This is a genomic window from Microvirga calopogonii, from assembly GCF_003347665.1.
GTDB lineage: Bacteria > Pseudomonadota > Alphaproteobacteria > Rhizobiales > Beijerinckiaceae > Microvirga > Microvirga calopogonii.
Genome location: NZ_QDGA01000042.1, coordinates 16,704 through 42,564, shown reverse-complemented (window position 1 = coordinate 42,564; position 25,861 = coordinate 16,704). Strand labels below are relative to the sequence as shown.

19 protein-coding genes are annotated in these 25,861 nt (G+C 64.4%); 14 read left to right on the top strand and 5 right to left on the bottom strand.

Annotated elements, in window-relative coordinates; genetic code table 11:
* The 3 genes from DDF70_RS23055 to DDF70_RS23045 form a co-directional block, all read left to right on the top strand.
* A partial coding sequence (locus tag DDF70_RS23055; protein ID WP_162820595.1) for a UDP-glucose dehydrogenase family protein occupies nucleotides 1–1,283 on the top strand: 1,283 nt, incomplete at its 5' end.
* Nucleotides 1,284–1,421: 138 nt separating this feature from the next.
* Nucleotides 1,422–1,658 (top strand): Lrp/AsnC ligand binding domain-containing protein, encoded by a 237-nt coding sequence (locus DDF70_RS23050; protein WP_114947155.1) that lies wholly within the window; start codon nucleotides 1,422–1,424, stop codon nucleotides 1,656–1,658.
* A 233-nt stretch (nucleotides 1,659–1,891) separates the two neighbouring features.
* On the top strand, nucleotides 1,892–2,557 hold the full coding sequence (locus DDF70_RS23045; RefSeq protein WP_114947154.1) for a DUF924 family protein: 666 nt from the start codon (nucleotides 1,892–1,894) through the stop codon (nucleotides 2,555–2,557).
* Nucleotides 2,558–2,575: 18 nt separating this feature from the next.
* On the opposite strand, the gene DDF70_RS23040 is transcribed toward DDF70_RS23045, so the two are convergent.
* The 3 genes from DDF70_RS23040 to DDF70_RS23030 all read right to left on the bottom strand — a co-directional run bounded on the left by DDF70_RS23040 (nucleotide 2,576) and on the right by DDF70_RS23030 (nucleotide 6,907).
* Entirely contained in the window at nucleotides 2,576–3,667 is a 1,092-nt protein-coding gene (locus DDF70_RS23040) for a transglycosylase SLT domain-containing protein (protein ID WP_114947153.1), read from the bottom strand.
* A gap of 172 nt (nucleotides 3,668–3,839) precedes the next feature.
* On the bottom strand, nucleotides 3,840–4,286 hold the full coding sequence (locus tag DDF70_RS23035; RefSeq protein WP_114947152.1) for a Crp/Fnr family transcriptional regulator: 447 nt from the start codon (nucleotides 4,284–4,286) through the stop codon (nucleotides 3,840–3,842).
* Nucleotides 4,283–6,907, bottom strand: coding sequence for an ABC transporter ATP-binding protein/permease (locus tag DDF70_RS23030; RefSeq protein WP_245435612.1), 2,625 nt, complete (start codon nucleotides 6,905–6,907; stop codon nucleotides 4,283–4,285). The genes DDF70_RS23035 and DDF70_RS23030 overlap by 4 nt, the downstream gene beginning before the upstream one ends.
* 242 nt (nucleotides 6,908–7,149) lie before the next feature.
* Here DDF70_RS23030 and DDF70_RS23025 point away from each other — a divergent pair, with 242 nt between their 5' ends.
* The 9 genes from DDF70_RS23025 to DDF70_RS22985 all read left to right on the top strand — a co-directional run bounded on the left by DDF70_RS23025 (nucleotide 7,150) and on the right by DDF70_RS22985 (nucleotide 19,838).
* Complete coding sequence (locus DDF70_RS23025) at nucleotides 7,150–8,427, top strand: glycosyltransferase family protein (protein ID WP_114947150.1); 1,278 nt, start codon at nucleotides 7,150–7,152, stop codon at nucleotides 8,425–8,427.
* 8 nt (nucleotides 8,428–8,435) lie between these two features.
* The gene (locus tag DDF70_RS23020; RefSeq protein WP_114947149.1) at nucleotides 8,436–9,707 is read left to right on the top strand and encodes a glycosyltransferase; all 1,272 of its coding nucleotides are present in this window, start codon (nucleotides 8,436–8,438) and stop codon (nucleotides 9,705–9,707) included.
* Complete coding sequence (locus DDF70_RS23015) at nucleotides 9,704–10,822, top strand: glycosyltransferase family 4 protein (protein ID WP_114947148.1); 1,119 nt, start codon at nucleotides 9,704–9,706, stop codon at nucleotides 10,820–10,822. Before DDF70_RS23020 ends, DDF70_RS23015 begins: the two co-directional genes overlap by 4 nt.
* Nucleotides 10,823–10,831: 9 nt before the next feature.
* A complete protein-coding gene (locus DDF70_RS23010; protein WP_114947147.1) occupies nucleotides 10,832–12,772 on the top strand; it encodes a glycosyltransferase in 1,941 nt (646 codons plus the stop codon).
* A gap of 32 nt (nucleotides 12,773–12,804) precedes the next feature.
* Nucleotides 12,805–14,670, top strand: a complete 1,866-nt coding sequence (locus DDF70_RS23005; RefSeq protein WP_114947146.1) for an ABC transporter ATP-binding protein — start codon at nucleotides 12,805–12,807, stop codon at nucleotides 14,668–14,670.
* A complete protein-coding gene (locus DDF70_RS23000) occupies nucleotides 14,670–16,583 on the top strand; it encodes an ABC transporter substrate-binding protein (protein WP_114947145.1) in 1,914 nt (637 codons plus the stop codon). The genes DDF70_RS23005 and DDF70_RS23000 overlap by 1 nt, the downstream gene beginning before the upstream one ends.
* Nucleotides 16,580–17,599, top strand: coding sequence for an ABC transporter permease (locus DDF70_RS22995; RefSeq protein ID WP_114947144.1), 1,020 nt, complete (start codon nucleotides 16,580–16,582; stop codon nucleotides 17,597–17,599). The genes DDF70_RS23000 and DDF70_RS22995 overlap by 4 nt, the downstream gene beginning before the upstream one ends.
* On the top strand, nucleotides 17,596–18,759 hold the full coding sequence (locus tag DDF70_RS22990; RefSeq protein ID WP_114947143.1) for an ABC transporter permease: 1,164 nt from the start codon (nucleotides 17,596–17,598) through the stop codon (nucleotides 18,757–18,759). Before DDF70_RS22995 ends, DDF70_RS22990 begins: the two co-directional genes overlap by 4 nt.
* 131 nt (nucleotides 18,760–18,890) lie before the next feature.
* The gene (locus DDF70_RS22985; RefSeq protein ID WP_114947142.1) at nucleotides 18,891–19,838 is read left to right on the top strand and encodes an acetamidase/formamidase family protein; all 948 of its coding nucleotides are present in this window, start codon (nucleotides 18,891–18,893) and stop codon (nucleotides 19,836–19,838) included.
* Here DDF70_RS22985 and DDF70_RS22980 read toward each other — a convergent pair.
* Nucleotides 19,835–21,088, bottom strand: coding sequence for a DUF763 domain-containing protein (locus DDF70_RS22980; RefSeq protein WP_114947141.1), 1,254 nt, complete (start codon nucleotides 21,086–21,088; stop codon nucleotides 19,835–19,837). The genes DDF70_RS22985 and DDF70_RS22980 overlap by 4 nt on opposite strands.
* Before the next feature lie 169 nt (nucleotides 21,089–21,257).
* On the bottom strand, nucleotides 21,258–22,751 hold the full coding sequence (locus DDF70_RS22975) for a DEAD/DEAH box helicase (RefSeq protein ID WP_114947140.1): 1,494 nt from the start codon (nucleotides 22,749–22,751) through the stop codon (nucleotides 21,258–21,260).
* 290 nt (nucleotides 22,752–23,041) lie between these two features.
* On the opposite strand from DDF70_RS22975, the gene DDF70_RS22970 reads away from it, so the two are divergent.
* Together DDF70_RS22970 and DDF70_RS22965 are read left to right on the top strand one after the other, a co-directional pair.
* Nucleotides 23,042–24,277 (top strand): MFS transporter, encoded by a 1,236-nt coding sequence (locus DDF70_RS22970; protein ID WP_114947139.1) that lies wholly within the window; start codon nucleotides 23,042–23,044, stop codon nucleotides 24,275–24,277.
* 54 nt (nucleotides 24,278–24,331) lie between these two features.
* Nucleotides 24,332–25,852 (top strand): glycerol-3-phosphate dehydrogenase, encoded by a 1,521-nt coding sequence (locus tag DDF70_RS22965; protein ID WP_114947138.1) that lies wholly within the window; start codon nucleotides 24,332–24,334, stop codon nucleotides 25,850–25,852.
* Nucleotides 25,853–25,861: the final 9 nt, after the last annotated feature.

The window sequence follows — 25,861 nt, the reverse complement described above, 5'->3', positions numbered from 1 at the left end:
CGGGCTATGTTGGCCTGGTGTCGGGCGCCTGCTTTGCGGATTTCGGGCACGAGGTCTGCTGCGTCGACAAGGACCCGGGCAAGATCGAGGCCCTCAACCGCGGCGCCATCCCGATCTTCGAGCCCGGCCTGGCCGAGCTCGTGGCCAAGAACGTGCGCGAGGAGCGCCTGACCTTCACCACCGACTTGGCCCAGGCGGTCCAGACCGCCGAGGCCGTGTTCATTGCGGTGGGCACCCCGTCCCGCCGCGGCGACGGCCATGCCGACCTCTCTTACGTCTACCAGGCCGCGCGCGACATCGCCGCCGCCATGGACGGCTACACCGTCGTGGTGACCAAGTCGACCGTGCCGGTGGGCACCGGCGACGAGGTCGAGCGCATCATCCGCGAGACCCGGCCCGACGCCGCCTTCGCCGTGGTGTCCAACCCCGAGTTCCTGCGCGAGGGCGCGGCGATCGCCGACTTCAAGCGCCCCGACCGCATCGTGGTCGGCACCGAGGACGCGCGCGCCACCGCCGTGATGACCGAGCTCTACCGCCCGCTCTACCTCAACCAGTCGCCGCTGCTCGTCATGGCGCGGCGCACGGCCGAGCTGACCAAGTACGCCGCCAACGCGTTCCTGGCGACCAAGATCACCTTCATCAACGAGATCGCCGATTTGTGCGAGCAGGTGGGCGCCAACGTGCAGGACGTGGCCCGCGGCATCGGGCTCGACAACCGCATCGGGGCCAAGTTCCTGCATGCCGGCCCGGGCTATGGCGGCTCGTGCTTTCCCAAGGACACCCTGGCCCTGATCAAGACGGCGCAGGACCACGCGGCGCCGATGCGCATCGTCGAGACGGTGGCGGCGGTCAACAGCCAGCGCAAGCGCGCCATGGGCCGCAAGGTGATCGCCGCCTGCGGCGGCTCGGTGCGCGGCAAGACGGTGGCGGTGCTCGGCCTGACCTTCAAGCCCAACACCGACGACATGCGCGATGCGCCCTCGATCGACGTGATCACCGCGCTGCAGGATGCCGGCGCCCAGGTGAAGGCCTACGACCCGGAGGGCATGGCGGCGGCCCAGGCGGTGCTCACCGACGTGGCTTACGCCAAGGACGCCTATGATTGCGCCCGCGGGGCGGATGCACTCGTGCTGGTGACCGAGTGGGACACGTTCCGGGCCCTCGACCTCGTGCGCCTGAAGGCGGCGCTCGCCGCCCCGGTGGTGGTCGACCTGCGCAACGTCTACCGCCCCGAGGAAATGCAGCGCCACGGCTTCACATACCTCAGCGTCGGACGCGGATGAGGCCGATCCCACGTCGTCCCCGGCAACGGAAGGCCGGGAATGACACTCCATAGGATCCAACGGGAGTGTTCTCACCGGCCCGGTCCCGTGCCATATCTCCCTGAACTCGAATTCCAGACGACGCCCTCGGAGCCTCCCATGCAGACCTTCTTCGTCGAGATCAAATGCAAGCTCGGCAAGACCTACGCCGTCGCGAACGCCCTTGCCGACCGGGAGATCGCGTCCGAGATCTACTCGACCGCCGGCAATTACGACATTCTCGCGAAGTTCCACGTGGACGACGGGGTCGATATCGGCCATTTCATCGCGGAAAACGTGCAGATCATCCCCGAGATCGCCGATACGCACACGATCATCACGTTCAAGGCGTTCTGACGTTACGCCCCCCTTCAGGGTCTCTCATCGGGGACGACATCCTCCACGTCATGGCCGGCCCTGTGCCGGCCATCCCACTTGTGTGAAGCGCGGCGCCTTTACGATCGAGATCACCGGCACAAGGCCGGTGATAACGAAGGGAGGGTGAACGTCCAGCCAATCCCTCAAGTGTTCCCAAGCACACCACGGCAATTCCACCCGGGATAACATCGGATTCCTTCAGGGAGGAGCGGATGTCATCTCAGAGGGATTGGCGCAGGGTCTACGATTTCTGGTTCCCGGTCGACCTTTCGTGTTCCGGCGTTGCGACACACTGGCAGATGATGGCCTGGTGGATGCGCGGCGGAGCCAATGCGGAGCTGCAGCAGTTCGAGCCCCTGGTCCACGAGGCCAGGACCGGCCGTCTCGACCATTGGCTTGCCACGCCCCTCGGGCGGCTCTCCCTGATCATCGTTCTGGATCAATTCCCACGCGGCCTGTTTGCGGGAACGCCGGAAGCGTACTCCTCCGACCCGGTCACTTTGAGGATCGCCGAGGAAGGATTCGGGAACGGGCATTACGATGCCCTCACAAGCCCTTACGAGAGATTTTTCTACTTCCTTCCCCTCGCCCACGCGGAAGGGCCGGATCATCTGGAACGGATGAAGCGCATCGTCGCCATCTCGGAGCAGGCGATTGAAGAGGCGCCAGACGACATCAAGCCCGTCTGGCAATTTTCGCTGAGACAGGCCCGGGACAATCTCGCCATCATCTCCCGGTTCGGCCGCTTTCCGCACCGGAATCCTGTTCTCGGACGTGCCTCCACGCCGCAGGAGCTGAGCTATCTGGCCAAGGGCGATTTCGTCCACACCCGCTCGCTTCCGGCCTCGGCCTCATCGGCGATCAGCGCGGTCGGGTGACGCGCGGCGGGGCAGCCCTTACTGCACGAGCGCGGTCGCCTCGGATGTCCGCTCTTCGCTCTGACGGGAGATCTCGGCGAGATAGGGGCCAATCCCCTCATACCGGTCGAGACGGCGGACGATCTTCGAATCGATCTTGTTGTAAAGCTCGGCCACGCTCACCGGGCGGCGCTTGCGCCCCTTGCCTTCCATGAACAGCCCGGCATTGGCCTTCGCCGCCTTGGGGAAGAGCTTGGAGGCTTTCATGTTCGGGTCCTGGTCCAGGACTTCGAGGAACCGGACGGCGCTGGAGGCCCCCAGGAAATGAGCGAGGTAGAGTTCCGCTTCGGCCAGCTCCCTCTCGCCCTGCGCCTGGAGGGCGCGCTCCACGTCCTTGATCAGCTCCCCGGCCATAAGGGCAGAGAAGTAGGGATCCGTGCGCAGGTTCATGATCCAGGCGCGGTCCTTGTCGCCGACGACCGGGTCGCCGTCCACGGTCTTGATGGCCTCCGCGGCCGCGGCAAAGCCGTAATCGGCGGCATGGAGCTGCACGATTTCGAGCCAGGTGCGGTCGATGAACTGGAACAGCCCCTGCGCGGACGATGTCGGCGCCTTGGCTTCGGGCGAGAGGCTCGATTCCACGTCGGCCAGGGTCATCATGTAGACCGGATCGACGCCGGTCACATGGGCGGCCTTCAGGATGGAATGCACGAGCCAGCGAGGGATGTTGCGCCCATTGAAGGGAATCAGCTCATCCGGATCGCCGGCGGCCTCCTCCTGCATCTCGTGGGGCGCGGGTTTCGCGGCCTGCGGCTTCCTGAAGGAAAATGCGCCGTCGAGAATGGCTTTGAAGAGGCTCGGGTCCTTCATCAGCTTCGGGGTGAAATCCATCGACGCCGTGATGAGGGAGCCGGTGGTGACCGGCTGCGGGACCGAGGCCGCGACCGGTCTTGCCATGAGAGCGCTCGGCAGGGTGGCCACGGCCGCCGGTCCGGCGGAGAGGCCCTGGAGGCCCAGGATCAGGCCCGTGGTCAAGGTCAGGTTAAGGAAAAGGCGACGACGTCCGGACTTGCGCACATCCGCAACAGGCTGCGGAACCGCGCACAGCAGCGTTCTCGCGTTACTCATCATCCACTTATCCCGCAACTGCCCGACCTGACGGCCGGGCCTTCCCTTGTGTCATTGTGGGACAAGGGTTGACGGGTAGATGTGACGAGAATCGGTCAGCTTGACCATTCGAGGTAGGATTTTGCTAACCTTAAGCAGGGTTTTCCCCGAAAAATCTCAAGGATTGCCTGGAAATTTAGGATGAGGATTGTGCGACAAGCTGCGCATTGGTCCGCTCGAGGCGCTTCGCCAGCTCCCGCATGATCGCCAGAGACATCTGGGGAAACTGGGCGAGAAGCTCCAGAAAGACTCTTTTGTCGATTCGCAGGGCGGTCGTCGGTTCAGCCGCCATGATTGTGGCGGAGCGCGGCGTGTCCGAGAGAATGCCCATCTCGCCGACCAGGGCGTTGCTCCCGAGTTCGGCTACCTGGATGTCTCCGCCCGGGGTGTTGAGGAGAACGCTCGCCCGTCCGTCGAGGATCACATAGGCGGCATCGGACGGATCCCCCTGCGAGAAGAAGCGCTGTCCGCCGGAGAACTGCACCCGCTCGCTCGTGAAGGCGAGCAATTTCAAGCGGGCCGGATCCACATCCCGAAACATCGGCACCTGCCGCAAGGACTGAACCTCTGTTTCAAGGGTCATGCCACCTCTCCTGCTACTCTCTGGGCGGCGTCCGGCTCGGGTCTGGCGGACCTGAGGACCGGAGCGGCCGTCTTTTCTGTGATGATCTGTCCGTCACGGAATCGCAACTGAACATCGAAAGAGCCTGCCTGTCGATCATTCGGAAGGACCATGAACAGGCTTTGTTGGTCGAGAAGCTCCAGCAGCAGTTCAAGCATCTGCTGGCTGCGCGCCTCGTCGAAGGGCGCAAAGGCCCCGTCGATGACGAGAATGTCCGGGCGCTTCACGAGGCAGCGCACGAGGTTGACGGTCGCCCGCTCCTGCGGCGACAGGAGCCGCCCCGCCGTGCCGACCTGATAATCGAGGCCGATCCGCTCGATGTCTTCCAGCAGGTCGAGTTCCCGAACCACCGTCGCCACGGCTTCCGTCACCCGAACGCGGGCATTGGCGACCTGATAGCTGACGCGTCCGAACAGGAGGTTGTCCCGCAACGGCGCCGCCGCGCAGAATTTTTCGGGATCGTAGAATTCCACCCCCTCGGAAGCGGACTTCGCGAGAACCTCCCGGACCCTGCCACGCGCCTCCACGATCCGGGACATGAGCTGGCCGTCGAGGAGACCCAGGCGGTGCCGGGCTTCGATATAGGCGAGCGGCAGGGCCAGAAGCCTCGTGCGGTCCTCCCGCCTCCCATTGCCCTCGCCTCGCGCGTGCCGGCGCAGGATGGCGGCGAATTCCGGCAGCTCTTCGGCGCCGATGAAGGAGAACTGCTCGAACAGCGAATGACCGGGGGGCAGCCCTTCGAAGATTTCGGTCATGGTCTCGGCGATCTGCAGGCCCATGCGGACGAGATCGTCGGTCAGTCCGGCCCGGTCGATGGCACTGCGGAACTGGCCGTTCTCGGCCAGGTTGCGTCCCTTGAACTCGTCCGAGATCGGCACTCCGAAGAGAAGGTTCTCGGCAATGGTGGCCTGGCTGTTGTAGCGCTCTGGATCGAAGGGTTCGACGAGATCGGCCATGCCGTTCGACTGGAACGTTTCGCGCAGGCGGTGCCGGGCTTCGACGACGCGTTCGGCCAGCGCCATGTGGCGCTCGGGGTCGATCCGGCCCGCCAGTCCGAACAGGTAGATGGTGTCGCCCATGCCGATCCGGTCCAGCAGATCGATGAGGATGCGGTCGAGATCGTTCTCGTCCCTGGCGCCGATCCGCTCGTAATCGACCCATTGGTCGGTAATGCTCTCGACGGGATTTCCCGTTCTGATCGCCTCGGCGATCCGGCGATCCATCTCCCGCTTTTCTTCCTCGACCCTGCCCAACGGCTTCGAGCGAAGTCCGTAAATCAGGTTGTCGCGGATGCTGCCGGGGAAGAGGATGGGATCGACGCCCGCATAGGCGATCCGGCGGCCGACCACGGGAAGGGGGAGCTGCATCAGATCACGCTCGCCGATGCGGACCCGGCCGCTGAACTCGGAGGTACGCCGGGCGATGATGCGCGCGAGCATGCCGGCGGCCGCGCCGCCGTTGGAGATCAGGGCGACGCTCGCGGGCAGGTCGACCTCGAAGGAACCGCCCTCGATGATCATGTCACCGTGGATGCCGACGACGCGGATGTCCTCGGCCACCAGGGGTCCTGTCAGGGCCACGTCCTCTTCCGCCGCCTCACGGGCGTCGTGCGTGGGTGCGAGCCGCTCCTCGGCGAAATGCTGGGTGACCTGATCGTACTTCACCTGGACGTCGAGGCGCTGCTGGTCCCAGTCGATCAGCTCCTTCAAGGGCGGCGGCAGCTCCCGATACGCGCCGATCACGGCCACGAGCTGACCGATGTCGAGCGTGCCGCGCAGGGCGAAATAGCCGCCGATGGCGTAAAAGAAGAACGGCGTCAGCTGCGCCAGGAAGTTGTTGAGCGATTTGACGAAGAACTTCCGGTTATAGATCTTCAGCCGGACCGAGAAGAGATTGAACAGCCGGTGTCCGATCTCGGCCCGCTCCCAGTTATAGGCATTGTGGACGTGAACGACCTCGATGCCGTCCTGGACCTCGGCGATGCGCCCTGCCAATTGCCGTGATTCCAGCTGCCGCTGCTTTCCCAGACGCAGCAGCTCTCGCCGCAACCGCGGAATGATGGTGAACTGCACGGCGATCACAGCCAAGGCGATCAGGCCGAGCCAGACGTTCTGGATCATGATGAAAACGAGCGCCGTGATGGCCTGCATCCCCAGGAATATCGGGGTGATGAAGGCATCACCGATGAAGCCGCCGATAGGTTCGACCTCATCCTTGATGATCGTCGCCGTCTCGGACGATTTCACGGTGCGCAGGGCATCCGGGGTGAACCGGAGCACCATGGAAAACAGGTCGAAGCGCATGCGCCGCAGCATCCGCTCGCCCAGGATGCCCTTGGCGACGTTGATCCAGTATTTGAACGCGCCGTTGACGACCACGAAGAACAGGAAAAGGGTCGAAAGGCCAAAGAGCAGGCCCAACCGGCCCACCTGGAAGCCTTGGAAGATCTCCAGAGTGCCGCCGCCCAGCCATTTGGGCCATTCATAACTGAGATGGAGGAAAGGGGCCGTGGCATTGCCGTCCCGGAACGCCTCGCCCTGGATGGCCTGGTTCACGATCTGGCGAGGCAGATCGAGGGACATAAAATAAAATGGCAGAGACGCGAGCACGACCGCGCAAACGATCAGCTGGTCGCGCTTTGAATGTGTCCAAATGTACCTAAAGAGGCTCTTTTCCATTGCCGTAGGATCACCACTTCTATACGCCTGGATGAACCTCTTTCCGATCTCGGGCAACGCCTTATTTGATCGATAGGGACCTTAGAAGGTAGAGAGGGCGGATCGGTCGTCAATCGGCTCGGCCGCCTTACCGAAGGGGCAGCCGCATGGCAGACCTGGCAATGGATTTTGATCAGGACGCAGGTTCTGTCTCGGGGCAGTCCGAGAATATTCGGGGAACGCGTGTCCTGATCTACAGTCACGACACCTTCGGCCTCGGCCATCTGCGCCGGTCGAGGGCACTCGCCAACGCCATCGTGCAGGACCGGCCGGACACCTCGATCGTCATCATCTCCGGATCGCCCGTCATCGGCAATTTCGAGTTCGACAGCGGCGTCGACTACATTCGCATCCCCGGGGTCACGAAGCTGCCGGACGGGGATTACCGAAGCCTCAACCTCAATATCGAGCTGGACGAGGCCGTCGGCCTGCGTCAGGCCCTCATCCTTCAGGCCGCCAAGGCCTTCCGGCCGGACGTGTTCATCGTCGACAAGGAGCCTACGGGATTTCGTGGCGAGGTCGTTCCGGCCCTCGACTATCTCAAGGCCGCCGGCTGCCGTCTCGTCCTCGGCATTCGCGACGTGATGGACGAGCCTGCTCTTCTCGTGCCCGAGTGGGAGCGCAAGGGAGCCAAGGATGCCCTGATCCGCTACTACGACGAGATCTGGGTTTACGGCCTCAAGGACGTCTACCAGCCTCTCAAGGCCCTGGATCTGCCGGCCTTTGTGGAAGAGCGCATCACCTATACCGGCTACCTGCGCCGGGACGTGCCGCCGACCCCGTCCCTCACGAGGTATCCCAAGATCACGAAGCAGCCCTTCATCCTGGTGACCACCGGCGGCGGCGGCGACGGCGACGATCTGATCGACTGGGTGATCTCGGCCTACGAGGCCGACGCAGCGCTCGAACAGCCCGCCCTCATCCTCTTTGGCCCCTTCATCGATCGGGATCAGCGCCGCTCCTTCGTGGACCGCATCGCCAGGCAGCCGAAGCTCGACGTGATGTCCTTCGACAACAAGATCGAATGGCTGATGAAGAAGGCCGACGCCATCGTGGCCATGGGCGGGTACAACACCTTCTGCGAGGCCCTGTCCTTCGACAAGCGCACGCTGATCGTCCCGCGCACGAGGCCTCGCCTCGAGCAATACATCCGCGCCGTCGAGGGTGAGCGGCTGGGCTTGGTAAGCATGCTGAGCGACTACAAGGAGCCGCGCACGCCCGAACGCATGGCCGCCGCCCTGCGCTCCCTCTCTACACAGCCGCGTCCTTCAGAGGTGGTCGTTCCCGGCCTTCTCGACGGACTCGACCGGGTGCAGGAGCGCCTGAAGGTGCTCACAGCCTCCAAGGCACCGTTTGCCGCCGCGTACCATCAGGCGGCCGAGTAACCGCACACATGCTTCCCTCCAAGACAGCCCGACGCATTGCCGTCGTCGTGAAAGGCTACCCGCGCCTCTCGGAAACCTTCATTGCCCAGGAAATCCTGGCCCTCGAGCAGCGCGGCCTCGCGCTTGAGATCTGGTCCCTGCGGCACCCGACGGAACGGGCCGTGCATCCCATGCACAAGGCGATCAAGGCGCGGGTCACCTATCTGCCGGAATATCTTTACGAGGAGCCTCTGCGCGTGCTGCGAGGCGCCTTCTGGAGCCTGAGTCAGAAGGGCCTCGGGCCGCTGATCCGGGCCTTCTGGCGCGACCTGAAACGCGATTTCACGGCCAACCGGGTGCGCCGTCTCGGCCAGGCCTTCGTGATGGCGCGCGAGCTGCCGGAGGACGTCCGGCATCTGCACGTGCATTACCTCCACACACCCGCATCCGTCGTCCGCTATGCGGCCTTGCTCACGGGCCGCAGCTGGACGTTCTCGGCCCATGCCAAGGACATCTGGACGACGCCCGACTGGGAAAAGCGCGAGAAGATGGCGGAAGCACTCTGGGGCGTGACCTGCACGGCGCACGGAGCCGGAAATCTTCAATCCCTGTCGCGGCCCGACAAGGTGTCGCTGGTCTACCACGGCCTCGATCTCTCCCGCTTTCCGGCGGCTCCCGAAAGCCGCATCGCGAGGGACGGCGCGAATCCGCTCGATCCGGTCAGAATCGTGTCCGTCGGGCGGGCCGTGGCGAAGAAGGGTTTCGGCGACCTGATTCAGGCGCTCGCCGCACTGCCTCAGGACCTCCACTGGCGCTTCGCCCATGTGGGCGGCGGCGAATTGCTCAACAGCCTGAAGAAGCAGGCGCAGGATGCCGGGATCGCCGACAGGGTCGCTTTTCTCGGCTCCAAGGCGCAGCCCGACATCGTCGCGCTCCTGCGCGAGGCGGACATCTTCGTCCTGCCCTCGAAGGAAGCGAAATCGGGTGACCGGGACGGACTACCCAACGTGATCATGGAAGCGGCCAGCCAGGGGCTCGCCATCGTGGCGACGGACTTTGCAGGCATCCCCGAATTCATCCGCAACGATGTGGAAGGCGAGCTCGTGCCGCCGGGCGATTGGGAGGCCCTGTCCAACGCTCTCAATCTGCTTTCCCGCGATCCGGCGCGCCGCGAAGCGCTTGGAGCCGCCGCCTTCGCGCGCCTGCGGCGGGATTTTTCCATGGAAGGCGGGATCGATGTCCTGGAGGATCGCCTCCGGGCCGTGACGGACAACGCCAGGAAAGAACCGGAGCGGGTGTGACGATCTCAAGGCCTGTTGCGTTCTATGCCCCCTTGAAGAGCCCGAACCATCCGCTGCCCTCGGGCGACCGCACCATGGCACGTCTGCTGATGAAGGCCCTCGGACGGGCTGGCTATTCGCCTTTTCTCGCCAGCGAAGTGCGGACCCTCGACAAGGCTGGCAATCGGCAACGGCAGGAAAGCCTCCGAAAGGAATCGCTGGAGGAAGTCGACCGTCTCGTCGCGCATTGCAGGGCACTGCCTGAGGACAGCCGCCCGTGCCTGTGGTTCACCTACCATGTCTACTACAAGGCGCCGGACTGGATCGGCCCACGTGTCGCCGAGGCGCTCGGCATCCCCTATGCCATTGCGGAAGGTTCGCGAGCGTCCAAGCGGGCGGAAGGGCCCTGGGCTCTCGGGCATGAAGGCGCACAGGCGGCTCTCGACCGGGCCGACGTGATCTTCGGCATGACGGCCCATGACCGGGAAGCCCTGGAGGCCTCAAGGCCCGCGCATCAAGTCCTGGTGGACCTGCCGCCGTTCCTGGATTTGGCGGAATGGCCCATAACCGACGCTCGCACTGGGCCCGCAACCGAACCACGCCTTCTCACGGTGGCGATGATGCGGGAGGGCGACAAGCTTGCCTCCTATCGCATTCTGGCTGCTGCCCTGGGGCATCTTCAACAGTTGCCCTGGTCCCTCGATATCGTCGGGGACGGCGAGGCGCGGGAAGAGATCGCGCGGCTGTTCTCCCCCATGGCACAACGGGTGCGCTTCCATGGGCAGGTCGAGAGCAAGGCCGATCTGGCAGCGCTCTATGAGAGCGCCGATCTCTTCGTCTGGCCTGCCGTCAACGAAGCCTACGGCATTGTGCTGCTGGAGGCTCAGGCCCTCGGCTGCCCGGTGGTTGCGGGCGCCTATGGCGGTGTTGCGAGCGTGGTGCGGAACGGCGAGACGGGGACATTGACGCCCCCCGGCGACATCCCGGCTTTCGCCGATGCATTGAGCAAGCTCCTGCAGGACCGAGAACGGCTCAAGGACCTCGGCACCAACGCATCACGTTTCGTCAGACAGGAACGCGACCTCGATCATGCCGCATTGCGCTTACGCAATGCACTGAAAGGGCTAACGGGGTAGAGTGTCAAAATGAGCTTACGCGTTCTGATCGCCGTCACGCATCTTTTGGGAGCGGGCCACCTCACCAGGGCTGCCGCACTGGCGCGGACTTTCGCGCGAAAAGGGCATGCGACGACGCTCGTATCGGGCGGCGCCCCTGCCCGCCCGGCGGATCTGGAGGACGTCACCTTCGTTCAGCTGCCGCCCGTGCGGACTGCCGGCACGGATTTCAAGACGCTGCTCGGCGAGGATTTCGAACCTGTCGATGAAGCCTATCTCGAGAGGCGCCGCACCCTTCTGCTCGATACCCTGAGAGTAGCCCGGCCCGATATTCTCATCACCGAACTGTTCCCTTTCGGTCGCCGCGTCCTTGCGGATGAATTCTCCGTCCTGCTCGATGCCACGCGCCGCTTGAGCCCGCGTCCGCTGATTCTGTGCTCGATCCGGGATATCCTGGTGGCCTCCTCGAAGGCCTCGCGCATCGCGGAAACCCATGAGCGCGTGCTGCGCGATTACGACGCCGTTCTCGTCCATGGCGATCCGGAGCTGGTGCCGCTCGAAGCGTCATGGCCGGTGGACGAGCGGATCAGGCCGCTCATCCGCTACACCGGCTATGTCGATGAGAACGAGGCCCCTGTGCCGGAGGCTCGTCGACACGGAATCGTCGTCTCCGGCGGATCGAGCGCGGCGAGCCTGCCACTTTACCGGGCTGCCCTTGGAGCGGCGCAGGACATCACGGACCGGCCCTGGCGCATCCTCATCGGGAGAGGTGTCGCGGAAGCCGACTTCCTCGCCCTCCAGGAGAGCGCTCCGCCTCAAGTCGCCATTGAGCGGGCAAGACCCGATTTCCGTGCCCTGCTCGCAGGCGCCGAACTCTCCGTGAGCCAGGCGGGATACAATACGGCCGTCGACCTCCTGCGCTGCGGCGTGAGATCGGTCCTCGTGCCTTTCGAGGCCGGCTCAGAGACGGAGCAGCGACTGCGCGCCGAGCGCCTCGCGGCGCTTGGCCTTGCCGAGATATTGTCCGAGACGGAACTCTCGCCGCGGAATCTGGCCGATGCGATCCGGCGCGGACTGGCCCGTCCGCCCTCCCCGGCTCCAGCCATATCCCTGGATGGAGCAACGCAAACCGTCGCCTTGGCCGAAAATCTCGTGTCTTCGGGCCCCGCAATCCACCGGACCATTGACTGGTCGCCTTTGGATCGCGCGCTGGACCGGGCCCGGGATCGGGGCTGCCCCGTCCGTTTCTGGTGGCGCGACGACGATGCTGTAGCCGATACGCCCCGGCTCGACCGGCTGCTCGGCTTGGCCCACCGCTACGACGCGGGAATCGGCCTCGCGGTCATCCCCCAGGGCATCGAAGCCTCGCTAGCGAGACGGCTGTCAGAGGAGCCGAAGGTCTTCACTCTCGTGCATGGCTGGAGCCATGCCGATCATGCGCCTCCCGGCGAGAAGAAGGCGGAGTTCGGCCCTCACCGTCCCCTGGAACTCATGGCGAAGGAGGCGGAACGGGCGCTGTATCTGGCGCGGGAGCGCCTCGGATCGAGGCTCCTGCCGGTCTTCGTGCCCCCCTGGAACCGGATCTCCCGGGATCTGGTCCCCCACCTGCCGCGCTTGGGATTCACGGGGCTGTCCACGTTTACGGATCGGAAGACCGCCCAGCCTGTCCCGGGCCTCGTCCAGGTCAACACCCATGTGGATCCCATCGACTGGCACGGGACGAGGAGCCTCGCGGACCCGGCTGCGATCGTGGCTGCCCTCGCGGGAGCTGTCGAACGGCGCGTGGCCGGGGATGCGGATCCTGAGGAACCCATCGGGTTTTTGACCCATCATCTCGTTCATGACGACGTCATCTGGGCGTTATGCGAAAGGGTTATCGCCCGCCTTGCCGCACAGGGCATAGTTTTTTTGTGTCCCGATGCATGTTTCGACTTGGAAACAAGATCACAATTGAGATCAAATGGGGACTGATGCGTTATGCTCATAGTTCCTGGGAGGAGCATATGGAAGCGCCACTCCTGTCGGTTCACGGGCTGACAGTTGACTTCAACACCGATGCCGGAAACTTCCGTGCCGTCGATGGGCTGACATTCGACATTCCCAAGGGGAAGACAGTGGCCCTCGTCGGCGAGTCCGGATCCGGCAAATCGGTGACGGCGCAGGCCATCCTCCAGATCCTGTCGAAGCAGGCCCGCATCACCGGCGGCTCCATCGTGTTCAACGATCCCGCAACCGGCGGCTCCATCGACATCGCCGCTCTGCAGCCCGAGAGCGATGACATGCATGCGCTGCGGGGCGGGCGCATCGCCATGATCTTTCAGGAGCCGATGACGTCCCTGTCGCCGCTTCACACCATCGGCGACCAGATCTCCGAAGCGTTGATGATCCACTCGGCTGCGGATCAGGCCAAGGCGAACCAACGGACCATGGAGGTGCTGGCCCGGGTCGGTTTCCCCGATCCGAAGCGAGCCCTGAAGACCTACCCGTTCGAGCTCTCCGGGGGCCTCCGCCAGCGCGCCATGATCGCCATGGCGCTCATCACGCGCCCGGCCCTCCTGATCGCCGACGAGCCGACGACGGCGCTCGACGTGACAACCCAGGCGCAGATCCTGGACCTCATCAAGGAGCTTCAGGGCGAGACCGGCATGTCGGTGCTCCTCATCACGCACGACCTCGGCGTCGTCGCCAACGTGGCCGACGAGGTCGTGGTGATGTATCGCGGCAGGGTCATGGAGGCCGGCTCCCGGGAGAACATCTTCCGCAACGCGCAGCACCCCTATCTTCAGGCGCTCATGCGCGCCGTCCCGCGCTTTGCCATGGCGGAGAATGAGCGCCTGAGGCCGATCCGCGAAGTGACGAGCGCGACGCTCGCGTCGGCCAATGCACCGGAGCGGCTCCAGCCGAAGGGCCCCATCCTGAAGGCCGAGCATCTCACCAAATGCTTCACGCTCAGGTCGGGCTGGTTCTCCGGCAAAACCCAGGAGATCCGCGCCGTCAGCGAGGTCGATCTGTCCCTTCCTGTCGGCAAGACCCTGGGGCTCGTGGGCGAATCCGGTTGCGGCAAGACCACCGTGTCCAAGATGATCATGCGCGCACTCAAAGCCAATTCGGGACGAGTGCTCTTCGACGACGGCACGGGGCCGAAGGACGTGCACAAGCTGGAAGGCGATGCGCTGACCGCCTATCGCCGCTCCGTGCAGTTCATCTTCCAGGACCCGTTCTCGTCCCTCAACCCGCGCATGACGGTTTACGAGCTTCTGACCGAGCCTCTGCGCATCCACGACATCGGCACGTCCGATGAGCGCTATGCACGGGTGAAGCAGCTTCTCGACATGGTGGGGCTCGATCAGCGCGTGCTCAGGCGTTATCCGCACTCCTTCTCCGGCGGCCAGCGCCAGCGCCTCGGCATCGCGCGGGCGCTCGCACTCGAGCCGCGCGTTCTGCTCTGCGACGAGCCGGTTTCCGCGCTCGACGTCTCCGTGCAGGCTCAGGTCCTCAACCTGCTCAAGGACCTGCAATCGGCTCTCGGCCTGTCCTATCTTTTCGTCTCCCACAACCTCGCGGTCGTGGACTACATCGCCGATACCATCGCGGTCATGTGCCGGGGCTACATCGTCGAGGAGGCGCCGAAATCCACTCTCTTCCGCAATCCGGTTCATCCCTATACGCAGGCCTTGCTTGCGGCCGTGCCGGACCCCGACATCGACCGACCCTTGGACTTCGCCAAGCTCCGGAGCGGCCGCTTCTCGCAGCCGTCGGAATGGCCCGAGCCCTTCCGCATCAAGCCCGGCGAATTCGGCGTGATGAAAGAGATCGAACCGGGCCATAAGGTTCGTCTGGGGCACCTGACAGCCCGGGAGGCTGCGTGATGCTGCTCAAAGCCCGAACACAAAAGCTCGCCCTTGCCGTCGCGCTGGGACTGCTGGCGCTGCCTGCCATGGCGCAGGACTTCAAGGACGCGCCGTTCTTCGCCGAGAAGGTGAAGGACAAGAAGCTTCCGCCGCTGGCGGAGCGGCTCCCGAAAACGCCCATCGTGGTCAAATCCACGGGCCAGTACGGCGGCGATATGGTGACCCTGGTGCCGCGGGCGCGCGACATCCGCTACATCTCGACCTTCGCCTATACACGCCTCGTCGGCTACGACCAGGATCTCCAGCTCCAGCCCGATCTCCTGGAGAAATTCGACAACGAGGACGACCGGGTTTTCACGTTCACCCTGCGCGCGGGCCATCGCTGGTCGGACGGCGCGCCCTTCACGGCGGAGGATTTCCGCTATTACTGGGAGGACGTGGCTCAGAACCAGGATCTCTCACCGGCGGGGCCGCCGGAGTTCATGATGGTGGACGGCAAGCCCCCGCGCTTCGAGGTCCTCGACGAACGGACGGTGCGATACACGTGGGACAAGCCCAACCCGCGCTTTCTGCCCCAACTGGCCGGGCCACTCGATCCGGGAATCTACCGGGCTTCCGCTTATCTCAAGCAATTCCACGCCAAATATGCCGACAAGGCCGCTCTTGAAGAAAAGGCGAAGCAGCAGAAGCTGAAATCCTGGGCCGCCCTGCACAATCGCATGGACGACATGAAGGAGCAGACCAACCCGGCCCTGCCCACCCTCATGCCCTGGCGCGTGATGAATGCGGCTCCGGCGAACCGCTTCATCTTCGAGCGCAATCCCTATTACCACCGCGTCGACGGCCAGGGATTGCAGCTGCCCTACGTCGACCGCCTCATCATGGACGTCTCGGCTCCCGGCCTCTTCGCCGCCAAGGCCAATGCGGGAGAGGTCGACCTCCTGTTCCGAGGCCTCTCCATGAGCGACATCCCGGTCCTGAAGGAGGGCGAGAAGGCGAAGGGCTACAAGACACTGCTCTGGCCCTATGCCCGAGGCACCGAGCTTGCACTCTATCCCAATCTGAACACGGCGGATCCGGTCTGGCGCCAGCTGAATCGGGACGTCCGCTTCCGTCGCGCCCTGTCGCTCGGCATCGATCGCAAGACGCTGAACAACGCGCTGCTCTTCGGTCTCGGCACCGAGGGCAACAACACCATCGTGGCGGAAAGCCCACTCTTCAAGGAGGAGCTGCGCACGATGAATGCCGGGTACGATCCGGCGGAAGCCTCGCGCCTTCTCGACGAGATCGGGCTGACGAAACGCAACGGCGCCGGCATCCGCCTGCTTCCCGACGGGCGCGAGCTGGAAATCATCGTCGAAACCGACGGCGAGAGCAGCCTCGTGGTCGACGGCCTGACCCTGATCGGCGAGTTCTGGCGCGAGATCGGCGTGAGGCTCTTCGTGAAACCACAGGACCGCACGGTTCTGCGCAACCGGTCCTATGCCGGGCTGACCGTGATGGTGGCGGCTCCCGGCCTCGACAACGCGATTCCAACCGCCATCATGCCGCCGACCGAACTCGCCCCCATGCGTCAGGACAATTACTCTTGGCCGAAATGGGGCCAGCACGTGGAGACCAAAGGCAAGAACGGCGAACAGGTGGACATCCCCGAAGCCCGGCGCCTCCTCGATCTCTATACGACCTGGATGAGCACCGGGAACCGGCAGGTGCAACGGGACGCCTGGAGCGAGATGCTGCGCAACCATGCGGAGAACCAATGGGCCATCGGCACGATCTCCGGCGCATTGCAGCCCATCGTCGTCCGCAACGGCTTGCAGGGACTGCCTGCCAAAGAACTCTACAGCTGGGAGCCGACGGCCTTGCTGGGCATCTATCGCCTGGATGAAATCCACTGGAACAAAGCCGCCGGCAAAGAGGCCCGTCGATGATCCGTTTCCTGTTACGTCGCTTCGTCACCATGGCGGTGACCCTGCTGATCATTTCGGCCTTGGTCTTCTTCATCATCAAGCTGCCGCCGGGCGACTTTCTGACCAACCAGATCGCCGAACTCAGGGCGCAGGGCGAATCCGCCTCCATCGCGAAAGCCGAATTCCTCATCAAGCAATACGGGCTCGACAAGCCCGCCTGGCAGCAATACCTGGTCTGGATCGGCGTCATGCCTGGACCGAACGGCTTTTCGGGCCTGCTGCAGGGTGATTGGGGCTGGTCCTTCGAGTACGACAAGCCGGTGGTGGAGGTGATCGGCGACGCCCTGTGGCTGACGCTTCTCGTCAATCTCGCCGTGGTGATCTTCATCCACGTGGTGTCGATCCCGATCGCGATCTATTCGGCGACGCGGCAATATTCCGTCGGCGATTACCTTGCCACCTTCATCGGCTATATCGGGCTTGCGACCCCAAGCTTCCTGCTCGCGCTGATCCTGCTCTATTACATGAACCGCTGGTTCGGCATTTCCATCGGGGGACTCTACGACCCGGAATATGCGGGCGAGCCCTGGACCTGGGCCAAGACGCAGTCGCTTCTCTCGCATCTCGTGGTGCCGACAATCGTGATCGGTCTCGGTGGCACTGCGGCCATGATCAGGCGCATGCGTGCCAACCTGCTCGACGAGCTCGGCAAGCAGTATTACGTGACCGCAAAGGCGAAGGGTCTCGAGCCGACCAGGGCCCTGCTGAAATATCCCTTCCGCATGTCGCTCAACCCGTTCATCGCCGATGTCGGCAATCTGCTGCCGCATCTGGTCTCCGGGTCGGTTCTCGTATCCCTGGTCCTGAGCCTGCCGACCGTCGGCCCGATCCTGCTGAGCGCTCTGAAGAGTCAGGATCAGTTCCTCGCGGGCTTCATCCTCATGTTCGTCGCGGTGCTGACGGTGGTCGGCATGCTGATTTCCGATCTTCTGCTGGCTTGGCTCGATCCGCGGATCCGGATGGGAGGCGCACGATGAACACGGCTCTCTCCTCCAAGCGCCATTACGTCGATCCGAGACCCTTCGATCCTGGCAAGACCGAACCGGTCGGCGCTGAAAGCGAGAGCTTCTATCGCGCCTCCTCCTGGCAGCTGATGTGGTGGAAGTTCCGCCGACACAAGGTGGCCGTGGCGGCAGCCTTCGTGCTGCTCGCCTTCTACCTTCTCGTCCCCTTCGTCGAGGTCGTCGCACCCTACAACCAGACGAAGCGCCATGGCGACTTCCTCTATGCGCCACCGCAGGCCGTCCATTTGATGCATGAAGGACGATTTGTCGGGCCTCATACCTATCGCTATTCCTACAGCTTCGACCTGGAGAGCTTCCGGCGCGTCTACACGCCGGATAAATCGAAGCCGCAGCCCATTCGCTTCCTCTGCCGGGGCGATACCTACCAGTTCTGGGGCGTGTGGGAGATGAACTTCCATCTGGTTTGCCCTCCGGAAGACGGCACGATGTTCCTGCTCGGTACCGATCGGCTCGGGCGCGACCTGCTCTCGCGCATCATCTACGGAGCGCGGATCTCGCTCACCATCGGCATCGTCGGCATCGCCGTGTCGTTCGCGCTCGGCCTCTTCTTCGGAGGCCTTGCCGGCTATCTCGGCGGCTGGGTCGACCATGTGATCCAGCGCATGATCGAGATTCTGCGCTCGCTGCCGGAACTGCCCCTCTGGCTCGCGCTGTCCGCCGCCCTGCCGGCGAACTGGAGCCCGATCCTGGTGTTCTTCGGCATCACCATCATCCTTGGCCTGCTCGATTGGCCGGGGCTGGCGCGCGCCGTGCGCTCCAAGCTGCTGTCGCTGCGCGAGGAAGATTTCGTGAAGGCGGCGGAACTGATGGGCGCCTCCAAGCAGCGCATCATCGCGCGCCATCTCATCCCGAACTTCATGAGCCACCTGATCGCCTCGGCGACGCTCTCGATTCCGTCCATGATCCTCGGCGAGACTGCTCTCTCCTTCTTGGGGTTAGGCCTGCGCCCGCCGGTGACGAGTTGGGGCGTGCTGCTCAACGAGGCGCAGAACCTCGCGGCCGTGCAGCTCCACCCCTGGCTGCTCTTCCCGATGGTCCCGGTGGTGATCGTCGTGCTCGCATTCAACTTCATGGGCGACGGGCTCAGGGATGCGGCGGATCCTTACCATTAGGCAGAGCATTTTTCGGCGAAGTGGATCCGGTTCGCCGTGAAAAAATGCGGTGCTACAAAGAGAAGACGTGTTGTCCTTCACCTGACGGAATGCGAGACATCCTGCTTTGAGAGCAATGGCAGAGGTGTTTCGTGGCCGATTACCGGATTGATGCTTCCCCGGAGACCATCCACTGGGGCTATTTCGACGCGAACCTGAAGCCGCTGCTGACGGTCGATTCCGGCGACACGGTCACGATCTCGACCGTGTCGGGCGGTCCCGAGGCGATGCCGAAGGGGCCCTTCGTGATCCCGCAGGCGCTGACGGACATCCATGCGGCACATAAGCCGAAACTGCCGGGCCACATCTGCACCGGCCCGGTAGCCATCCGGGGCGCCAGGGCCGGTCAGGTTCTCGAAGTTCGCATCAGGGACATCGCGCTGCATTACGACTGGGGCTTCACCTATTCGGCCCCGCAGAAAGGCGCCCTGCCCGACGATTTCGACGAGATGCACTTCATGACCATTCCGCTCGACCGCGAGCGGATGACCGGCCGATTGCCATGGGGTTTGGAGCTCCCGTTGAAGCCGTTCTTCGGCGTGATGGCCGTCGCGCCGCCCGCCGCGTGGGGCAGCGTGAACACCCTGCCGCCGCGCCGCAACGGCGGCAATCTCGACAACAAGGAACTGGTGGCCGGCACAACCCTCTACCTGCCGATCCATCACGACGGCGCCCTGTTCTCGGTCGGCGACGGACACGGCGTCCAGGGCGACGGCGAGGTCTGCGTCACGGCCATCGAGACAGGCCTGATCGGCACCTTCGAGCTGCACCTGCGCGAGGACATGCATCTCACGTGGCCCATGGCCGAGACCCCGACGCATGTCATGACCATGGCGTTCGATCCAGATCTCGACGATTGCGTCGTCATCGCGCTGCGCGCCATGATCGACCTGATCGTCGCCCGCACCGGCATCACCAAGGCGGAGGCCTATGCCCTGTGCAGCCTGGCGGCCGATTTGCGCATCACGCAGGTGGTCAACGGCAATAAGGGCGTCCACGTGATGCTGGACAAAAGCCTGCTGCAGAAGGCCCAGCGTTAAACAGCATCGTCCGGCGGCGGCTCGTCTCCGAAGACGGAGCGGCCGCCGTAGGAATGCGACTTGGTTCGCTCGTGCCGGATATGCTCCTCGACTGTGGGGCCCGTGGCATGACGTTCGAGCTGGCGCGCTTGATCGTCGAGACGCTTGAGGGCGAAGAGCTCTTCCTGCTGCCCGAGCTTCGCCTTCTGGACGGCCGATTTCAGCACGCGGATCGTCTCGTCGTAGACCCGCACGGGCACCGGATAGGGATGCCGGTCCTTGCCGCCATGGGCGAAGGAAAAGCGAGCCGGATCACTGAAGCGGCAGGGCGTGCCATGCACGACTTCCGCCACCATGGCGAGCGCCTGCACGGTCCGCGGACCGACGCCGGGCGTCATCAGCAGATCCGGGAAATCAGTCGGCCCTCTGTCGGCCGCCGCCGCGAGGGTCCCGTGCAGCCGCCGCAGCACCACGTCCTTTGCGCGAACGTCGTGATGCTCCGGCATCACGAGGTGCGGCAGCAGGGGCTGGGCGCTGACCTTGGGAGCAACGTCCGCCTCGCGCTCTTCGAGCGCCAGGAATTTGCGGGCGATGTTGTCGGGTCCGAGGCTATCCAGGATCGCGATCTGAGCCCTCCGCGAGGCTTCCGCCCGCCGGTCGGTGAGGTTGACGATGGTGCCCTGCCCTTTTCCGTCGATGGCCGTGTGCGGCTCGTCGACGAAGCTCTCCAGATCCTCGGACAGCCAGTGATAGCGGCGGGCCTGCCGGCTTGCGTCGTTCATCCCCTGCTGGACAACGGCCCATTTGCCGTCATCCGTGACGATGAAGCCGTGGAGATAAAGGTCGAAGCCGTCCTGGATCGCCGCGCTGTCGACCTTCGCTACGAGCCGACTAGCATCGGCCAGGGCCGAACCATTGAAGCCGACGCGCTCACCGATGGCGATCAGCTCATGGGGCGTCTGCCGCGAGTGCTTTCCCCGCCCGCCGCAGACATGGATTCCAAGCTCCTTCGACAGGGGAGTCAGCCCGCGCTTCAGGGCCCCGATGACGCTGGTGGTGATCCCGGAGGAGTGCCAGTCCATCCCCATCACGGCCCCGAACGACTGGAACCAGAACGGATGCGCAAGCCGGCGCAGCAGCTCGTCGCGCCCATAGTGATGAACGATGGCCTCGCTCACCACGCCGCCGAGGCGCGTCATCCGGTCGGCCAGCCATTTCGGCACGTGACCGCTATGGAGCGGCAGGTCGGCACTTCCGGCCCGTTTGGCCATCGGGGAATCTCTCCGTAGAGGTTGGATAAAGGCAGCCGATGCTATGCCATAAATTGCTATTTTTTGACGAGCTCAGCGCAGAGCTCTCCTCCCCACAAGGGGGGAGGGAATACTGCCGAGTCTCTAACGAAAAAAGGCGCCCGAAGGCGCCTTCTCCGATCAGTTTACCTTACCGGCGGCGGGGGCTCTTTTCGAGCCAGGCCACCTGGGCACCATCTCCGCGGCGTCCGTCCTGACGACCGGAAGCGGGCTTTCCTTGAGCGGGGCGCTGGCCCTGTGCAGGGCGCTGCCCTTGAGCCGGACGCGGGGCCTGTGCGGGCCTCTGCTGATTTCCGCTCGGTTGTCCGCCCTGCGGCTGGGCGTTGCCGCCCGGCTTGCCGCCGCGACCGCGACGGCGCTTGGGGCCGCGCTCGGCGTTCGGATCGGCATTGCGCGGCTGGCCATGACCCTGATGCCCGCGAGCATGGGGAGCCGGACGACCGCGTTGCGGCTCGCGACGCTCGCCAGCCTCGGAAGCGGCAGGAGCGGCGGGAAGCCCTTCGGGGAGAGGCATGACCGGAACCTTGAGGCGGGTCAGCTTCTCGATATCCTTCAGGTAGGCCTTTTCCTCGTCGTTGCAGAACGAGATCGCGAGACCCGTCGCCCCGGCGCGGGCCGTGCGGCCGATGCGGTGGACGTAGGATTCCGGCACGTTCGGCAGGTCGTAGTTGATGACGTGCGTCACGCCCTCGACGTCGATGCCGCGCGCGGCGATATCCGTCGCCACGAGCACACGGCAGGAGCCGTCACGGAAGCCCGCGAGCGCACGCTCGCGCTGCGGCTGCGACTTGTTGCCGTGAATGGCGGCACCCGCGATGCCGGCCTTGTCGAGGCCGCGCACCACCTTGTCCGCCCCGTGCTTGGTGCGGGTGAAGACGAGGACGCGATCGATGGACGGGTCGCGCAGGAGCGTCTCGAGCAGAACCTGCTTGCGGCCGGTCTGCACGAAGATCACGCTCTGCTCGACACGCTCGGCGGTCGTCGCCACCGGGGTGACGGCCACATGAGCGGGATCGCGCAGGAAAGAATCGGCCAGCGTCGAGATCGTCTTCGGCATGGTGGCCGAGAAGAACAGGCTCTGGCGGTCCTTCGGCAGCAGGGTCACGATGCGCTTCAACGCATGGATGAAGCCGAGGTCGAGCATCTGGTCGGCCTCGTCGAGAACGAGGATCTCGATGTCGCGCAGGCTCAGGGCCCTGCGGTCCACGAGGTCGATCAGGCGGCCGGGCGTGGCGACGAGAATGTCGACGCCCCCTGCAAGCGCCTTCTCCTGGCGGGAGATGGTGACGCCGCCGAACACCACTTCGGTGGAAAGGCGCAGGTTACGGCCGTAAGCCTTGAAGCTGTCGGCGATCTGGCCGGACAGCTCACGGGTCGGGCTGAGCACGAGGACGCGCGGGCTTTTCGGCTTGCGCGGCTTCGGGCTCGCGTTCAGGCGGTGCAGGATCGGCAGCGCGAAGGCGGCCGTCTTGCCGGTGCCGGTCTGGGCGATGCCGCAGACGTCGCGGCCTTCCAGGGCATAGGGAATGGTCTGGGCCTGGATCGGCGTGGGCTTCTCGTAGCCTTCAGCAGACAGGGCCTTCAGGATCGGCTGGGCCAATCCGAAATCGGTGAAGAGTGTCAAAGTCTTATGATCTTTCGAACGGATGCGGTGAGCCGCAAAGCAGGTTCGGCTAAAAGCAAAGGCGCTTCAGGGCTCTTGAGGCGAGAGCCCGCGTGATGGGGCCGTCGTATGATTGAGCGATTGAAGAAGGGGACCGGGGTCTTCGCCGTTTCGCGAATATCCGTCACGCAGTCCCGCTCAAGCGTTCCGGTTGCCGGACGCCGTCGCCTGCTGTGCATATGGAGGCTAAAGGCCTGTTCGTCAACCTCGGGGGCTGACATCAGCGCCTTAACGGGCATAAGAATAGATCCATGTCTACCCCCGCCCGCATGCCCTGGGCCTTTGTTTCCGCTCTCTCGCTGAACGTGCTGATCTCCTACGGCACGATCTTCTATGCCTTCGCCCTGTTCGTCGATCCGATGGGCCGGGAGCTCGGCTGGGGAAAGTCCGAGATGATGGCCGCCTACTCCCTGGCATTGGGAACCTCGGCCTTCTGCGCCGTGCCGGTGGGGCGGCTCATCGACCTTGGCTATGGCCGCGCGGTGATGACGGGCGGCTCGCTTCTCGCCGGGCTCCTCCTGCTGCTCTGGTCATGGGTCGGCAGCTACGCCGCCTTCGTGCTGATCTGGATCGCCATGGGGATCACGATGAGCACGGTGTTCTACGAGCCGGGTTTCGCCGTCCTGACCCGCAGGCTCGGCTTCATGGCCCGCCGGGGGATTACCTTCATGACCCTGGTGGGAGGCTTCGCCAGTACGGTCTTCATTCCCCTCACCCATGTGCTTATCGAGCATCTGGGCTGGCGGAGCGCCCTGCTGGTTCTGGCCGGCTTCAACATCTTCGTCTGCGCGGCCCTGCACGCGCTGATGATCCCGAGCGCCCCGCCCAGGACGCCGCGTCATGCCGATGCCGGAACGGGCCATCCTGCTCCCGCGAATGCCCGGTGGGTTCTTGGACGGGCGTCCTTCTGGTGCTTCGTCGCCTCGTCCGTTTTGCAGGGGATCATCGCGGCGGGATTGCCCATCCACCTGATCCCGCTTCTGGTCGAAAAGGGCTTCACCCTGGAGATGGCGGTCGCCGCCTTCTCCCTCATCGGGCCGGCCCAGGTTGTAGGCCGGTTCGGCATGGCCTTCGGCGAGCGTGCCTTCGGCATGAAGGGCCTCGGGATCATCGTTCTGGGCTTGGGACTCCTCGCCTTTGCCCTGCTGCCCTTCACGCCGGCAGGCTTCTGGCTGGTGGTGGTCTTCGCCGTGCTGTTCGGGGCCTCGAACGGGATGATGACCATCGTCCGTGCCCTGCTCCCATCTGAGCTGTTCGGCCGCGAGAGCTACGGTACGGTCCAGGGCATGATCGCCATGCCGGTCCGCCTCACCACGGCGGCGGCTCCCTTCATCTTCGGGGCACTCTGGGCCTGGTGGGGCAGTTATGCGGCCGTCATCGCTCTCTGCTTAGGCATGTCGGCCCTCGCGCTCGGCTTCTTCATCCTTGTGCTTGTGTTTCAAAGGGTTCATGAAAAGCCGGAGAATTCACTTGCCTTAGACGGCTAAAGAACTCATGTGCTGAGCTGCAGAATGGCTTGGTTTTGAAGAGAGACGAGTTTCGTGACGACAGTGACTGATCTTCTGATTGTGGGCGGCGGCATCAACGGCGCGGGCATCGCGCGCGACGCGGTGGGCCGGGGCCTCTCGGTCGTGCTCTGCGAGCAGGGCGATCTGGCCGGTTACACCTCCTCCGCCTCGACGAAGCTGATTCATGGCGGCCTGCGATACCTGGAATATTACGAGTTCCGCCTGGTGCGCGAGGCGCTCTTCGAACGCGAGCGCCTGCTCAACTCTGCCCCACACATCATCTGGCCCCTGCGCTTCATCCTGCCCCACGAGAAGGGCATCCGCCCGGCCTGGTTCGTGCGCCTCGGCCTGTTCCTCTACGACCACCTCGCGCCGCGCAAGAAGCTGCCGGGAACCGAGGGGATCAAGCTCACCCGGCACCCCGCCGGCCAAGCCCTGAAGCCAGGCTTCGACACCGCCTTCGTCTATTCCGACTGCTGGGTCGAGGACAGCCGCATGGTGGCTCTCAATGCCATCGACGCCTTCGAGAAGGGAGCCGACATCCGGGTCCGGACGAAGCTCGTCTCCGCCCGCCGCGACGGCGACGCCTGGGTGGCGACCCTCCAGAATGTCACGACGGGCGAAACCCAGGACGTTCGGGCGAAGGTCATCGTCAATGCCGGGGGGCCTTTCGTCGCCGACGTGCTCAACGCCAAGCTCGGGCTCAACACCACGAAGAGTGTGCGCCTGGTGAAAGGCAGCCACATCGTGGTGCCGAAGCTTTTCGACACCAAGGAAGCCTTCATTCTCCAGAACACGGACAAGCGGATCGTCTTCGCGATCCCCTATCAGGAGAAGTTCACCCTGATCGGCACGACCGACATTCCGGTCGAGTCCGTCCCGGACAAGAAGGTCGAGATCAGCCAGGACGAGATCCAATATCTCTGCAACGTCGTGAACCACTTCTTCAAGAAGCAGGTCACGCCGGCCGACGTCGTCTGGACCTATTCCGGCGTGCGCCCGCTCTTCGACGACGGTTCGAGCAATGCTTCCGCAGTGACCCGCGACTACGTGTTCGACCTCGATGCCCCGCAGGGACAGGCGCCGGTCCTGTCGATCTTCGGCGGCAAGATCACCACCTTCCGCAAGCTCGCGGAGCATGCTCTCGAGGAGCTGAAGCCCTTCTTCCCGAACATGAAGCCCGCCTGGACGGAAGACGCGAAAATGCCGGGCGGCGACATGCCGGACGCGGATTTCGACCGCTTCTTCGCCACCGTACGCCAGCGCTGGCCCTTCCTGCCCGAGCACCTCGCCCATCGCCTGGCGCGCGCCTACGGCACGCGAATGGAGGAGCTTCTCGGCTCGGCGAAGTCCATGGCAGATCTCGGCGAGGATTTCGGCGCCGGGCTGACGGGCGCGGAGGTCGATTACCTGGTGCGCCGCGAATGGGCGCGCACCGCCGAGGACATCCTCTGGCGCCGCTCGAAGCTCGGGCTGCATGTGCCGGTTGACGCTGCGGCCAGGATCGATGCCTATTTGGCCAAGAAGAACGCCGCGTCCGTCGCAGCGCAATGACATCGGGGA